General features: G+C 69.0%; 12 protein-coding genes. 4 read left to right on the forward strand and 8 right to left on the reverse strand.

The annotated features are described in order from the left end of the window. The first annotated feature begins 16 nt into the window (after window positions 1-16). Entirely contained in the window at window positions 17-922 is a 906-nt protein-coding gene (locus tag VHC63_07150; protein HVV36365.1) for a metallophosphoesterase, read from the forward strand. Here VHC63_07150 and xseB read toward each other — a convergent pair. The 3 genes from xseB to VHC63_07165 form a co-directional block, all read right to left on the reverse strand. After that, a complete protein-coding gene (gene xseB / locus VHC63_07155) occupies window positions 906-1,103 on the reverse strand; it encodes an exodeoxyribonuclease VII small subunit (protein HVV36366.1) in 198 nt (65 codons plus the stop codon). The two genes, VHC63_07150 and xseB, sit on opposite strands and share 17 nt — an antisense overlap. Further along, window positions 1,100-2,311 carry an exodeoxyribonuclease VII large subunit gene (gene xseA, locus VHC63_07160; protein HVV36367.1) on the reverse strand — a complete coding sequence of 404 codons (1,212 nt, stop codon included), beginning with the start codon at window positions 2,309-2,311 and terminating at the stop codon, window positions 1,100-1,102. Before xseA ends, xseB begins: the two co-directional genes overlap by 4 nt. Window positions 2,312-2,397: 86 nt before the next feature. Further along, entirely contained in the window at window positions 2,398-3,354 is a 957-nt protein-coding gene (locus tag VHC63_07165; protein HVV36368.1) for a fatty acid desaturase family protein, read from the reverse strand. A 29-nt stretch (window positions 3,355-3,383) separates the two neighbouring features. On the opposite strand from VHC63_07165, the gene VHC63_07170 reads away from it, so the two are divergent. After that, on the forward strand, window positions 3,384-4,142 hold the full coding sequence (locus VHC63_07170) for a PaaX family transcriptional regulator C-terminal domain-containing protein (protein HVV36369.1): 759 nt from the start codon (window positions 3,384-3,386) through the stop codon (window positions 4,140-4,142). Here the strand turns inward: VHC63_07170 and VHC63_07175 are convergent. Both VHC63_07175 and VHC63_07180 read right to left on the reverse strand, forming a co-directional pair. Further along, entirely contained in the window at window positions 4,139-4,612 is a 474-nt protein-coding gene (locus tag VHC63_07175) for a pyridoxamine 5'-phosphate oxidase family protein (protein ID HVV36370.1), read from the reverse strand. The genes VHC63_07170 and VHC63_07175 overlap by 4 nt on opposite strands. Continuing rightward, window positions 4,609-5,724, reverse strand: coding sequence for an NAD(P)/FAD-dependent oxidoreductase (locus tag VHC63_07180; protein HVV36371.1), 1,116 nt, complete (start codon window positions 5,722-5,724; stop codon window positions 4,609-4,611). Before VHC63_07180 ends, VHC63_07175 begins: the two co-directional genes overlap by 4 nt. A 133-nt stretch (window positions 5,725-5,857) precedes the next feature. Between VHC63_07180 and VHC63_07185 the strand changes: the two genes are divergently transcribed. Then, the gene (locus VHC63_07185; GenBank protein HVV36372.1) at window positions 5,858-7,975 is read left to right on the forward strand and encodes an acyltransferase family protein; all 2,118 of its coding nucleotides are present in this window, start codon (window positions 5,858-5,860) and stop codon (window positions 7,973-7,975) included. Here VHC63_07185 and VHC63_07190 read toward each other — a convergent pair whose 3' ends face one another. Both VHC63_07190 and VHC63_07195 read right to left on the reverse strand, forming a co-directional pair. Next, window positions 7,976-9,763, reverse strand: a complete 1,788-nt coding sequence (locus tag VHC63_07190) for an ABC transporter ATP-binding protein (GenBank protein ID HVV36373.1) — start codon at window positions 9,761-9,763, stop codon at window positions 7,976-7,978. It lies immediately after the preceding gene. Then, window positions 9,760-10,323, reverse strand: coding sequence for a hypothetical protein (locus VHC63_07195; GenBank protein ID HVV36374.1), 564 nt, complete (start codon window positions 10,321-10,323; stop codon window positions 9,760-9,762). The genes VHC63_07190 and VHC63_07195 overlap by 4 nt, the downstream gene beginning before the upstream one ends. A 42-nt stretch (window positions 10,324-10,365) precedes the next feature. On the opposite strand from VHC63_07195, the gene VHC63_07200 reads away from it, so the two are divergent. Next, window positions 10,366-11,292: an acyl-ACP desaturase gene (locus VHC63_07200; protein HVV36375.1), complete on the forward strand. Its 927-nt coding sequence runs from the start codon at window positions 10,366-10,368 to the stop codon at window positions 11,290-11,292. Here the strand turns inward: VHC63_07200 and VHC63_07205 are convergent. After that, entirely contained in the window at window positions 11,289-12,788 is a 1,500-nt protein-coding gene (locus tag VHC63_07205) for an alpha-amylase family glycosyl hydrolase (GenBank protein HVV36376.1), read from the reverse strand. The genes VHC63_07200 and VHC63_07205 overlap by 4 nt on opposite strands. Window positions 12,789-13,117: the final 329 nt, after the last annotated feature.

The following is a 13,117-nucleotide window of genomic DNA, read 5'->3' on the forward strand; positions in this document are numbered from 1 at the left end:
CGCATACGTTCTTGGCGTGGACTTCACCGTCGAACCATCGCCGCCCCCCGGCCGCGAGCTGTACCGCTTCGCCACGGTGAACGACGTCCACATCGGCGAGGAGTCCTTCGGCAAGCCGCGCCGCTACCGCGAACCCGACGACCTCGAGCCGTATCCGGCCCGCTGCTTGCGCGCCGCGCTCACCGAGGCCAAGGCGTGGGGCGCGCAGCGGATCCTTGGCAAAGGCGACCTCACCGACGCCGGCAGCGAGGAAGAGTTCGAGTGGTTCGCGGCGGTCGTGCGCGACGCCGGCGTCGAGATGACGGCCATCCTCGGCAATCACGACATCCGCACCGAGGAGGTGGACGGCGCCGCGATCCTCGGCCGCCGGGGCATCGACATGGCGACCGAAGCACGCGCCCTCGACGTGCCGGGACTGCGCATCGTGATGCTGCCGTCGGTCCTCGACTACCACGTCGGTCAGTGGAACGACACCGATCGTGAACGGGTCATCGCGCTGGCGACCGACGCAGAGCATCCCGTCTTCGTGGCGACACACCACTACCCCCAGCGCTTCAGCCGGGCCAACGAGTTCCCACCGGGCATCTCGGCGCGCAACGCCAACCCGCTGCTCGACGCCCTCGATCGCGCCGCGCCGCGGTCGATCGTGGCGTGCGGCCACACCCACCGTCACCACCGCCGCCATTACAAGTCGCTGCTCATCACCGAGATCGGCTCGACCAAGGACTTTCCCGGTGTGTGGGCGGGCTACCGCGTCTACGAAGGCGGCATCACCCAGACGGTGCACCAGATTCAGGAACCTTCGGCGCGTGCCTGGCTCGACCGCACCGGAGGCGTGCTGTTCGGCGCTTGGCGCCACTGGTCGCCGGGCGTGCGGTCGCACCGCAACTGGACGTGGGAGTGGGCTACGCCTCGTCGCTAGGGGCCAGCGCTTCGAGGCGCTGGCGCACCTGCTCGAGCCGGGCGCTCGCCGCGGCGTGCAGTTGCTTGGCCTGCTCGAAGAGGTCGGCCGCGGCCTCGATCCCGGCCGTGCCGCTGGCGAGTTCGGCGGTGACGGCTTCGAGCCGCTCGACGATCTGTTCGTAGGTGAGGTCTTCGGTCATTCGTTGATGGCTTCCGTGACGTCGGCGGCAAAGGACCCGTGGGCGAGACTGACACGCACCGCGTCGCCGCGCGCAATCTGCGACGCGTCGCGCACGACCGCGCCGGCGGCGTCGCGCACGACGGCGTACCCGCGCTCGAGGACGCGCACCGGGTCGAGGGCCTCGAGCGTGGCGGTGAAGCCGAGCAGCTGGGCGTCGGCGGCCTTGACCCGCGACCGCGGGTGGGCGGCGTCGAGACGGTTGGCAGCGCGTTCGAGACGCAGCGCGGCGCCGTCGAGCCCGGCGCGCAGCGCCCGCGCCGGCGCCTCGCCGTCGAGGCGGGCCTCGGCCCGTGCCAGCAGGGCGAAGGCCGTTTCCGTCACCCGCAGCACCCAGGAGTCGAGTTCGTTGCGCAGCTCCGCCTCGGACGGGATCACCAGCGCCGCCGCGATCGACGGGGTGCCACAGCGATGGTCGGCGACGTCGTCGAGCAGCGGGCGGTCGCCGTCGTGGCCGATGGCCGACACCGTCGGCGTGGCGCAGGACGCGACGGTGCGGCACAGTTCCTCGTCGCTGAAGGGCAACAGTTCGGTGGCGTCGCCGCCGCCGCGGGCGATGACGATCACGTCGACCTCCGCGCGCCCGTCGAGGTCGAGCACGGCGTCGATGAGCGCGGCGGGCGCCGCGCCACCGGACACGAGCGACTGGCGGAACACGACGGGATAGCCGGCGAAGCGCGCCGACACGACCGACTCGATGTCCTTGCGCACCGCCGCCTCTTGCCCACAGATGACGCCGACGACGCGCGGCAACAACGGCAAGGGCCGGCGGACCCGCTGGAGCACCCCCTCTTTTTCGAGGCGCTCGCGCGCCTCGGCGATGACCGCCGCCACCGCTCCCTCGCCGCGGGGGTCGACCGACTGCGCGTCGAGGCGCAACTCGCCGCGGGTCGTGTCCCAGTTGAGGGTGCCGACGACGCGCACCGCTTCGCCGTCCTGGATTTTGCAGTGCCGCACGTTGCGGGCGGCGACCGTCACGCTGATGCGGGCGTTGCGGTCGCGCAGGGTGAAGTAGCGGCGGGAGTTGTACGCCTTGGCGGAGTGCACCTCGCCGTCGACGGCGATACGCCCGATGGGCGACAGGCCCCGGCTGATCTCGCCCGCCAGCCGCACGAGCGACACGCGGCGCGGCTCGTTGCCGCTGCCAGCCGAGGTGTCGAAAAGGGTCACTTTGTCAGCGCCCTTCGGGCGCGACCCGTGACCGGGTCACAGTTTTCCTATGGATTCGCTCGCAAGCTCGCTCATCAACGACGAGGCTACTGAGGGGCTGTGACGCGTTCGCGCGACGAGAGCGCCTTCCACAGCGCGAAGTAGCTCGGATACTCGAGCCCTTCCGGGACCCAACCCGACGCCACCAGCTCGCGATGAAACGCCGGCAGGTGACGGAACGGCACGCCGATGTCGACGTGGTGGGCGAGGTGCCAGCCCGTCTTGTACGGCGCGATCCAGAAGCGGGCCCAGAACCCCTGCTTGACGTGGTGCGTCGTCTGCCGGCGGTCATCGGACCGGGTCATGCCGCCGTGCTCGGCGATGGCGCGCAGACGATTGAGCACCCGCCACACCGTTATCCACGGCGCCACCCAGAGGAACAGGAACAGCCACGGGTGTCCGGCCAGCGCGAACAGCCCGAAGATGACGAGTTGCTCGAGCAGGATCGTGCGGGCGACGGTCGGCTTGCGCGCCGCCTTGAGCAGACCCTTGAGCGACTTCCACCCCGAGTTGCCGAAGGCGTCGCGGGTGAGCTTGCGCCGCAGCGAGTCGCGGGAGATGGGATAGCCCGAGTAGAGGTTCATGTCGGGCTCTTCGGGCCCGAACTCGTCGCGATGGTGCGCCATGTGCGCGCGGCGGTACAGGTCGATGGGCGTGAACGCGGGATAGGCGAGGAACCAGCGGCCGACGAAGTCGTTGACCGCCTTCTTGGAGAACAGCAGGCGGTGGGCCGCCTCGTGGCCGAGGATGTTGAGCAGGGCGAACCCGCGGCCGCACAGCAGGAACGCCGCGGCCCACATCAGCGGGTTGTTCAGCCGGATGGCGAGGTAGATCGGCCCGACGATCTGCACCCAGCAGAACACGACGGTGAACGCGTTCGCCAGATTCGGGATCTTGCGCAGTGGCTCGCGCACGGCGGGGACGGCTTTGCCCGACGCGGTGAGCCGATCCGTCGGCAGCACGTCGGGCAGCAAGTCGGCGGGCGGCAGCATCGTCGTAGCCATGGGACCACCATGTTACGTTTCTTGCACAGATGTCGCAAGCACGTAACACGCTGGTGCGGCCGCTTACGGCCCGATCGGTCATCGCGTCGACCCTGCTCGGCATCAACCCGCCGCGGCTGTCGGCCGCCGCCCTCGTCGCCTCCGGCGAGCAGTACGGCGTCGCCGCGGGCACGACGCGCGTCGCGTTGTCGCGCATGGTCGACGCCGGCGAGTTGGTCGCCGTCGACTCCGGCTACGCGCTCGCCGGGCCGTTGCTGGAACGCCACGCCCGCCAGGAACAGGGGCGCCACCCGCGCACGACGGCGTGGAAGGGCGCGTGGCGTATCGGGGTCGTGCGGGCGGTGACCCGCGACGCGCGCGCCCGCGCCGCGTTACGCCGCGCGATGACGCAGCAGCGGCTGGCGGAACTGCGGGCCGGCGTGTGGATACGACCGGACAATCTCCCGGCATCCGCGGCGCACGCTGAGTGTGTGTGGTTCACGGGCGAGCCCGACGACGCGATCGACGTCGACGCGTTGTTCGGCGTGCCGGAGTGGGCCGAGGTCGCCGGCGAACTCCTCGAAGAGCTGGCGGCGACCGCCCCACGGTTGCGTGACCGCGATCCCGACGCGCTCGCGGAGACGTTCGTCATCGCCGCGGCCACGACGCGTCACCTCACCCTCGACCCGCTCCTCCCCCGCCAACTACTGCCCGACGACTGGCCGGGCGACGAATTGCGCCGCACGTACGACGCGTACCAGTCCGACTTCGCCGCTACCTGGCGGCAGTGGTTCCGCAGCCTCGGCTAGTACGTGCCGCCGAGCTTGCGGTGATCCCACGACGCGACGTGCTCGCGACGCATCCGCAGCGCAACCCGCTTGGTGGCCTGGTCCTCGAGGAAGCGCTCGACGCCGCCGCCGGTGTCGGCCGGCCGCGTGATGCCGAGGTAGCGCTCCTGGAGCGACCAGCCGAGCTCCTTGACGTACTCCGGATCGTCGACGATCTCGACGGTGCCGGCGAGTTCGACGCCGCGCAGCTCGGCGTAGTCGTCGCCGTCTTCGACCATCCACGTGGCGCGCGGGTCGCGCTGGACGTTGAGCACCTTCTGCGCTTTGCGAAACGACCACATCGCCAGGTCGCCGCCCACGAAGCCGTACCACATGGCAACGAGGTGGATTCGCCCGGTCGGAGCGATTGACGCGCACGACATCGTGTGGCGCTCGTGTAGGAACGCGTCGACCTCGGCGTCGCTCATGCGCACGACGTCGCGGCGCTTCACAGCGTCGGGCCGCCCGCCGCCACCATCTCGTACTCGTCGCGAATCATCATCTGGGCGGGCAACACGGCGGCGAACAGTTCGTCACCTGACTTGTCGAAGTCGATCGCGGCGTCGCGGCTCGCTTCGTAGATCGGGCTGAGCTGGCGCCACAGCGCGTCGTCGTACTTGTCGAGCGCGTCGCCGTGGATCGCTTGGGCCAGCAACTCGGCGCCGACGAACGAGTCGGTGATGCCGTGGCCGAGCAGTGGGTCCTTGGTGCACGCCGCGTCCCCCACGAGCGCCCACCCGGGTCCCGCGGCGCGGCGGAAGAACCCGGTCATGAGCTCCCCGAAACGCCAGCGGCCGTCGCGGGTCGCCTTCTCGACGCGCGCCAGCAGGTCGGGGTCGTGCGCCATGCGCTCGAGGAAGACCTTTTCCGGATCGGCGTGGATCTCGGCGTTGCGGGAGTTCGTGATCTCGGTGCCGACGCACGCGCTCTTCGGACCCGTCGGGAAGGCGAACAGGAAACCGCCGTCCATGAACCCCGCCGCTTCCGACGTGTACTCGAAATCGTCGAAGTAGGCGAAGAGGCCGTCGCCGTAGATGCGGTGCTCGTCGCGCACCGCCGGCTCGACGCTGCGGGCGACCACGCTGGTGCGCCCGTCGGCCCCGACGACGATGTTGGCTGCTTCCTCGGTGGCGTTGCCCGCGGCGTCGCGCAGCCGCACCCCGGTGACTCGACCGTCATCGCCGCGCATGACCTCGGTGACGGTGGTCTGCATGCGGACCTCCGCGCCGGCCTCGACGGCCATGTCGCGCAGCACGGTGTCGAGATCGGTGCGCCGCGGGGAGCACACCGGCAGCGGGCCGAACACCTCGCTGGTGTTCATGACGTTGCCGGCGATGTTGAGCAGGATGTGGTCGAAGAAGGGCACGCCGCGCTCCTCGAGGCGCGGGGTGACCCCCCATCGCTCGAGCAGCGCGGTGCCCGGGGCCGTGACGAAGTGCGTCGAGAAGGTGTCGGAAGGGAACTCGGCGCGGTCCACGACGAGCACGGAATGGCCCTGGCGCGCCAGCAGCATGGCGGTCGCCGAACCGGCGCAGCGGGCGCCGACGATGATGGCGTCGTACATGTCGGGGACGATACGACGCGCGCGCACGCCCTGCCCTCGCCACCGCCGGCAGGACTAGTCACATCGGGTGGTGAACCAATCGCCCACACGAGCTATCGCTCACAAATCGGATAATCCGTAGCATCGGCGCACAGTGAATCGTTCCACCCTGCGCGCCGACATTCAGGGGCTCCGCGCGCTGGCGGCGTCGCTGGTCGTCGCGGCCCATGTGTTCGGTGTGCCCGCCGGCGGATTCGTCGGCGTCGACGTGTTCTTCGTCATCTCCGGCTTCCTCATCACCGGCCTGCTGCTGCGCGAGAAGGACATCACCGGGCGCGTGTCTCTGCGCAACTTCTATCTCCGACGTGCCCGGCGCATCCTGCCCGTCGCCCTCATCGTCCTCGTTGCGACCAACGTCGCGGCACGGGCGATCTTCATCGGCGCCCGCGTGCACCAGACCTTCGTCGACTCACTATGGGCGTTCGTCTTCGCCGGCAACCTCCACTTCGCCCAGCTCGGCACGAGCTACTTCGACGCGCAACGGCCGCACTCCGCGTTGTTGCACTTCTGGTCACTGGCGGTCGAGGAGCAGTTCTACGTGGTGTGGCCGTGCCTGCTGCTGTTGGCGCTCGTCGTGACGCGACGACGCGCTCCGGTCGTGGTCGGCGTCGTGGCGTCCGTCGTGATCGTGTGCTCGTTCGCGTTCGCCCTGCAGAAGACGGCGTCCAACGCCGCCGCGAGTTACTTCCTCCCGACGACACGCGCGTGGGAACTCGCCCTCGGCGCGCTCACCGCGACGGTGGTCGCCTCGCGCCGCCGCGTCGCAGCATCCGTCGCCGCACCGATGGCGTGGATCGGCCTCGGCGTCATCGTCGTGTCGGCCTTCGTCATCGACGCCTCGACGCCGTTCCCCGGCCTCGCCACCGTCGCGCCCGTGGTGGCGACCGCGGTCGTCCTCGGCGTCGGCGACGTCGCCAACGGGCTCGGCGCGCGCTGGGCCTTCGGCGCGCGGCCCTGGCAGTTCCTCGGCGGTGCCTCGTATTCGTTGTACCTGTGGCACTGGCCGGCGCTGATCTTCGCCGAGGCGTACTACGGCAAGGGCACGGCGACGGCGCGGGCGGTCGCGCTCAGCGCTGGACTCGGCCTGACCGCGTTCACGTACCTGCTCGTCGAGCGGCCGGTGCACGTCGCCCGCCACATACGGCCCCTCGTGCTGGCACCCACTGCTCTCGCCCTGTCGGCCACGACCGTGCTGATGGCGGGCACCGCCGTCCCCCTGACGCCCGCGGTCGCCCACATCGCGGCGTCGACGGCCCTAGGCCCTCCGCCGACCACGACGACGAGCACCACCACGGAGCGGGCGCCAGCCACCGCGCCGGCGACGACGCAGACAACCCGGCGCGTCGCCCGCACCACGACGACGGCACCGCCCGACGACGCCGCTGTGCTGCGCGACCTCGTCCGTGTATCGACACAGGCAACCACATGGGGTCCGCTCGATCCGTCGCTCGACTCGTTGCCGAACGCTGGGGCGCCGGAGTGGATCGTCGACAAGTGCCTCAACGTCGACGCCGCGAACAAGTCGAAATGCGTCTACGGCAACCCGCAGGCGCGGCACCTCGCGATGCTCCTCGGTGACAGCATCGCTGTCAGCTACCTCCCGGGATTGCGCAACGCGCTGCCGCCGGACTGGGAGATCCAGGTGCTCACGATGAGCTTGTGCCCGATGGTCGACGCGCCGACCCGGCAATACATGAACTCGCAGTCGGCTGACACGCGCTGCGCCGAGCATCAGCAGTGGGTGCACGAGCAGGTCGAAGCGGCGCGGCCTGACCTCATCATCATGGCGAACGCGATCTCCTCCGCGAACCGGCTCGTCGATCACGGCGAGAAGGACAGCGCCGACAACGCCTCGCGCTGGCACGACGCGTTCGACCGCGAGTTGGCGCGGCTTTCGCCCCTCACCTACCGCATCGTGGTCATGGGCAGTCCGACGGGCACGGGAAACCTCCAGGAGTGCGCCACCAGCAACAGCACGCCGCGGGATTGCGCCATCGACCTCTACCCGTTCTGGGGAATGATCCGCGACGCCGAGCGCTCCGCCGCCGCTGACCACGGTGCGACCTACATCGACCCGCTCGGGTGGATTTGCTACGACGGCGTGTGTCCCGCCGTGATCGGCACGACGCCGGTCAACTGGGACGGCAACCACTTCACCGCCGCGTTCTCGCGGCGGCTGGCGCCGGTGCTGGCGCCGTACTTCAAGGGTTAGTCACGACGCGTCGTAGGCGGCGTCACCTGTTTGCACGCGCCAGAGCGCGGCATAGAGACCGCCGAGGTCGAGCAGTTCCTCGTGGGTGCCGGCTTCGATGACGCGGCCCGCTTCGAGGACGTGGATGCGGTGGGCGTGACGGACCGTCGACAATCGGTGCGCGATGACGATCGTGGTGCGCTCCTGGGCGACGCGCGCCAGTGAACGCTGGATGGCGGCCTCGGTCTCGTTGTCGACCGCGGAGGTCGCCTCGTCGAGCACGAGAATCGCCGGGTTGCGCAGGATGGCGCGGGCGATGGTGAGGCGCTGGCGCTGTCCGCCCGACAGCTTCTGGCCGCGCTCGCCGACGATGGTGTCGTAGCCGTTGGGCAGCGACTCGATGAACGTGTGGGCTTCGGCGAGGGTGGCGGCGCGCACGACTTCCTCGTCGCTGGCGTCGGGCCGGCCGTAGGTGAGGTTCTCGCGCACGGTGCCCTGAAAGAGGAAGACATCCTGGCTGACGAAGCCCATGGCGCCGCGCAGCGACGGGAAGCTCAACTCGTCGATGGGCACGCCATCGACGAGGAGGTGCCCGCTCGTCGGTTCGTACAGGCGCAGCAACAGCTTGACCACCGTCGACTTGCCCGCGCCGGTGGCCCCGACGATGGCGTGCGTTTCGCCGGCGGGGATGTCGATGGTGAGGTCGTGGATGACGTCGGCGCCCGTGGCGTAGGCGAAGCACACCTTGTCGAAGCGCACCGCACCTTTCACCGGCTGCGGCAGTTCGCGGGCGCCCGACAGGATCGTCGGCTGCACCTCGAGCAATCCGAAGATGCGCCGGCACGACGCCATGGCGCGTTGGTACAGGTCGAGCGTCTCGCCGAGCCGGGTCAGCGGCCACAGCAACCGCTGGGTCATGTACACGAGCACGGAGAAGGCGCCGATGGCCAGCGTGTGATGGATGGCGGCGCGCCCGCCGATCACGAGCGTCATGGTGAAGCCGGCGAGGATCGCCATACGGATCAGCGGCACGAAGGCGCTCGAGTAGCGAATGGCGTCGGCGTTCGCCGCGCTGTAGGCGAGCGAGTCGGCCGTTACGCGCTCGACCTCGCGCTCCTCGGCGCTGAACGCCTTGATGGTGGCGATGCCGCCGAGGTTGTTGGTGAGCGTGTCGGCGATGTCGCCGGCGGCGGCGCGGACCTTGTCGTAGCGCTTCTCCAGCGACTTCTGATAGCGCAGCGAGCCGATGACGATGACCGGGATCGGCAGGAACGCCAGCAGCATCAGTTCGCGGGAGATGACGAGGAACACGATGCCGACGAAGATCACGTTGAACGTCGTGATGACGATCTCGTGCGCGCCCATGTCCAAGAAGCGCTCGAGCTGGTTCACGTCGTCGTTGAGCGTGGCGATGATGCCGCCCGACGCCCGGTCCTCGAAGTAGGCGAGTTCGAGTTCTTGGACGTGGCGGTACGCCTGCATGCGCAGGTCGTGCTCCACTGACTGCGCCAGGTTCCGCCACAAGATGTGCGCGATGTAGTCGGTGATCGACTCGCCAACCCAGACGACGACGTTGATGACCGCCAGCCACGTCAGCTGCGTGAGGCGGCTGTCGATGTGGAACATACGCCCGAGGAATGAGCGACCGCTGGTGTGCACCACCACGTCGACGGCGACGCCGATGAGCAACTCCGGCGCGATGTCGAACATCTTGTTGAGGATCGAAAACATCGTGGCGAGACGGACGCGGCCGCGATGCGGTGCGGCGTGATCCCACAGTTGGCGCAGCGGCGAGCGGTGTTCGTTCATGACTGCCACAACGATTCCACGGCGTCGCCGATATTGATGATGCGAGCGGCGCGCGCGGCGGGCGACTCGACGCGCTCGCCGATGAACGCGACGACCTCGCGGCGGATCTTGCCGTCGACGTCGCCGAGGCGACCCAGCACGCGCCCGACCACCCCCGAGGCACGCACGGCGACGTCGAGGTCGGTCGCGTCGGGCACGGTGATGTCGATCACGAGGCTGAGCGGTCGCGCCGCGGTGCGCACCGCCAGGCGCAGGTGGACGTGCACGGACGACTCGAAGCGGTGCAGCGTGCCTGCCACCTTGACCGAGAGGCGCAACTCGACCGGGATCGTGACGATGAAGCCGCGCGACCCGTCCGCCTCGGGCGGCGCCGGCTTCGCCCGCGGCGCACCAATCGTCCCTTTCGCCACCACGGAGGCGGCGTCGCCGGGACCCACGGGCAGCGGGCCGACCTCGACGCGGTCGCCGGCGACATCGGCCACGGCGCGCTCGATGCGACCCGGCGTCACCGCCTCGTCGATCAGTGCGGCGCCAAAGTCCTGGTAGGAGACGATTTCCACGCGGTTTTCCGTTCCCTACCGACCGGTCGGTAGACTGGCGAAATGCCCGTACATCCGGACGATCTTGCCCTCTTGGACGCACTGGTGCCCGAGGCCGAGCGCCTCATGGAACGGCATTTGGCGAAGACCCAAGAGTGGTTCCCGCACGAGTACGTGCCCTGGAGCCAGGGCCGCGACTTCGAACCCGGCGAGGAGTGGGTCGCCGACGACGAGAAGATCCCGCCGGCGGTGCGCAGCGCCCTGGTCGTGAACCTGCTGACCGAAGACAACCTCCCCTATTACTTCCGCGACATCGAGCGCATGTTCGGCCGCGACGACGTATGGGGCGCGTGGAGCAAGCGCTGGACCGCCGAAGAAGGCCGCCACTCGATCGTGATCCGCGACTACCTGACGGTGACCCGCGCCGTCGACCCCGTCGCCCTCGAGCGCGACCGCATGGTGCAGGTGTCCAAGGGCATGGTGCCCGAACCGCCGACGGCGGCCGAAGGCATGGCGTACGTGGCGCTGCAGGAACTGGCAACGCGCATCGCCCACTTCAACACCGGCAAGCTGCTCGACGACGGCTGGGGCTACAAGATCATGAAGCGCGTCGCGGCGGACGAGAACTTCCACTTCCTCTTTTACCGCGACATCGTCAGCGCCGCGATCAAGATCGACCCCTCCGCCCTCGTCATCGCCATCGAGAAGCAGGTGCGCGACTTCGAGATGCCCGGCACTGGTATCCCCGGATTCAACGAGCACGCCAAGGCGATCGCCAAGGCTGGCATCTACGACATGCAGATCCACCACGACCAGATCCTCGTGCCCGTCGTGTTGCGCGACTGGGGCGTCGAATCGCTCACGGGCCTCACGCCTGAAGCCGAGCAGGCGCGCGAGGCGCTGCTCGATCGGATCGCCCGCATCGGTCGCGTGGCCGCCAAGATCGGCGAGCGCGCCGCCCGCAACGACCTCGTCGCCGTCGCCTCCTAAGCCGGGCGCAGGACGACCGCTTGGTCGGGAGCGAGCTGGCCGCCGAAGTCGCCAGCGGTTGACACTTCGACTCGCCAGTCGCCTTCGGGCAACAGGACGGGTTTGGTTTCGCCGGTGAAGTTGATCGCCACGATGCGGCGGTCGTCGCCCCGCGTGCGTTCGTAGACGAGCGTGCCGGGCGCGCTGTCGATCCAGGCGAACGCGCCGCTGTGTAGCGCCGGTGACGCTCGGCGCGCCGCTAGCAGCGACTGGTAGAGCGGCAACATCGCGTTGCCCGCCACCACCTCCCACGGGATCGGAGCGCGGCAGCCGTCGCGCCCGCCCGGATCCTCCTCGTGCTCGACGACGGCGTCCTCGAGCCCAAGCTCTTCACCGGCGTAGAGGAACGGCGTGCCGCGCATGGTCAGCAGAAGGACCGCCGCGGCGCGGGCGCGCCCTTCGCTGCCGCCGTAGCGGGTGCGGTGCCTCGGGTTGTCGTGGTTCGACAGCACCCAGGTCGGCCACGACGTGCCGGTGATCTCCTCTTCGACGCGGTCGATGCGCTTGCGGAACGCGTCGGCGTCCCAGCGGGCGAACAGCGGCGGGAAGTTGAACGCCAGGTGCAACTCGTCGTTGTCGCCGTAGTACTTCGCCACCAACTTGGTCGACAAGAGGAACACCTCGCCGACGGCCATACGTTCGCCGGGATACGAGTCGAGCAGCGCTCGGATGTCGTGCAGGATCGGATGCGTGTCGTCGAAGTCGAAGAAGGTCGTCAGCTGCGCGCCGACGTCGTCGGGCTTGGGCGGCAGGTTTTCGGGCTTGCCCAGCAGGTGGATGACGTCGATGCGGAAGCCGTCGACGCCGCGGTCGAGCCAGAAGCGCAACGTGTCGTACATGGCGGCGCGCACCTCGGGGTTGCGCCAGTTCAAGTCGGGCTGCTCGGGCAAGAAGTTGTGCAGGTACCACTGCTGACGTTCAGGCACCCACGTCCACGCCGGCCCGCCGACGAAGGCCGCTTCCCAGTTGTTGGGCGGCGTGGACGGGTCGCCGTCGCGCCACCAGTACCAGTCGGCCTTGGGGTTGTCGCGCGACGCGCGTGACTCGACGAACCACGGGTGCTGATCCGACGTGTGGTTCGGCACCCAGTCGAGCAGCACGCGCAGGCCGCGCCCGTGGGCGGCGGCGATCAGCGCGTCCGCCGCGGCGAGGTCGCCGAAGAGCGGGTCGACGTCGCAGTAGTCGGCGACGTCGTAGCCCATGTCCTTCTGCGGCGAGGGGAAGATCGGCGACAGCCAGATGGCGTCGACCCCGAGTTCGGCGATGTAGTCGAGCTTCGAGCAGATTCCGTCGAGATCGCCCATCCCGTCGCCGTTCGAGTCGGCCAAAGGTCCAGTCGGATACTTCTTGCCCACGGCTTCAAAGCGACGACGACGGTCGTCCTCAGTCCCACCCATGCAAAAGCTGCGCGGATAGATCTGATAGATCACGCCGGTTTTCCACCACGGCTCAGCCATCCGCCGAGCCTACGGGGAGTTACCGCTCTTTATGTTCGGCAAGATGGACGTGTGGCCACCACAGACGGACCGCCTCGTCGGCGATGGTTTCTCGTGTTCGCGGGGCTTTTCTCCGTGTGGTTCGTGACGGGGTTTCTTAGAGGTCTTGTGTTCTTGGAGTGGGGCGTCCCAGCATCGCTCGGCTGGGGATTGATCATCGGGCTGGCGATGGGAGCGTTCCTGACGGCTGTGGCCTACGTGGCCGAAAAAGCAGCGGGTAACCGCGTTCGTTGACGACTTATGGCTGCCAAATCCTGTCTTTGACAAGTTTTGGCAGCCACAACTTGGCA

This window comes from Acidimicrobiales bacterium (assembly GCA_035546775.1).
Taxonomy (GTDB): Bacteria; Actinomycetota; Acidimicrobiia; order Acidimicrobiales; family JACCXE01; genus JACCXE01.

What these genes read in the sequence shown, in the direction of transcription:
- VHC63_07190 (HVV36373.1), bottom strand. Translation starts at nt 9,763, where the DNA reads ATGAACGAACACCGCTCGCCGCTGCGCCAACTGTGGGATCACGCCGCA.
- VHC63_07165 (HVV36368.1), bottom strand. Translation starts at nt 3,354, where the DNA reads ATGGCTACGACGATGCTGCCGCCCGCCGACTTGCTGCCCGACGTGCTG.
- xseB (HVV36366.1), bottom strand. Translation starts at nt 1,103, where the DNA reads ATGACCGAAGACCTCACCTACGAACAGATCGTCGAGCGGCTCGAAGCC.
- VHC63_07170 (HVV36369.1), top strand. Translation starts at nt 3,384, where the DNA reads ATGTCGCAAGCACGTAACACGCTGGTGCGGCCGCTTACGGCCCGATCG.
- VHC63_07180 (HVV36371.1), bottom strand. Translation starts at nt 5,724, where the DNA reads ATGTACGACGCCATCATCGTCGGCGCCCGCTGCGCCGGTTCGGCGACC.
- VHC63_07200 (HVV36375.1), top strand. Translation starts at nt 10,366, where the DNA reads ATGCCCGTACATCCGGACGATCTTGCCCTCTTGGACGCACTGGTGCCC.
- VHC63_07205 (HVV36376.1), bottom strand. Translation starts at nt 12,788, where the DNA reads ATGGCTGAGCCGTGGTGGAAAACCGGCGTGATCTATCAGATCTATCCG.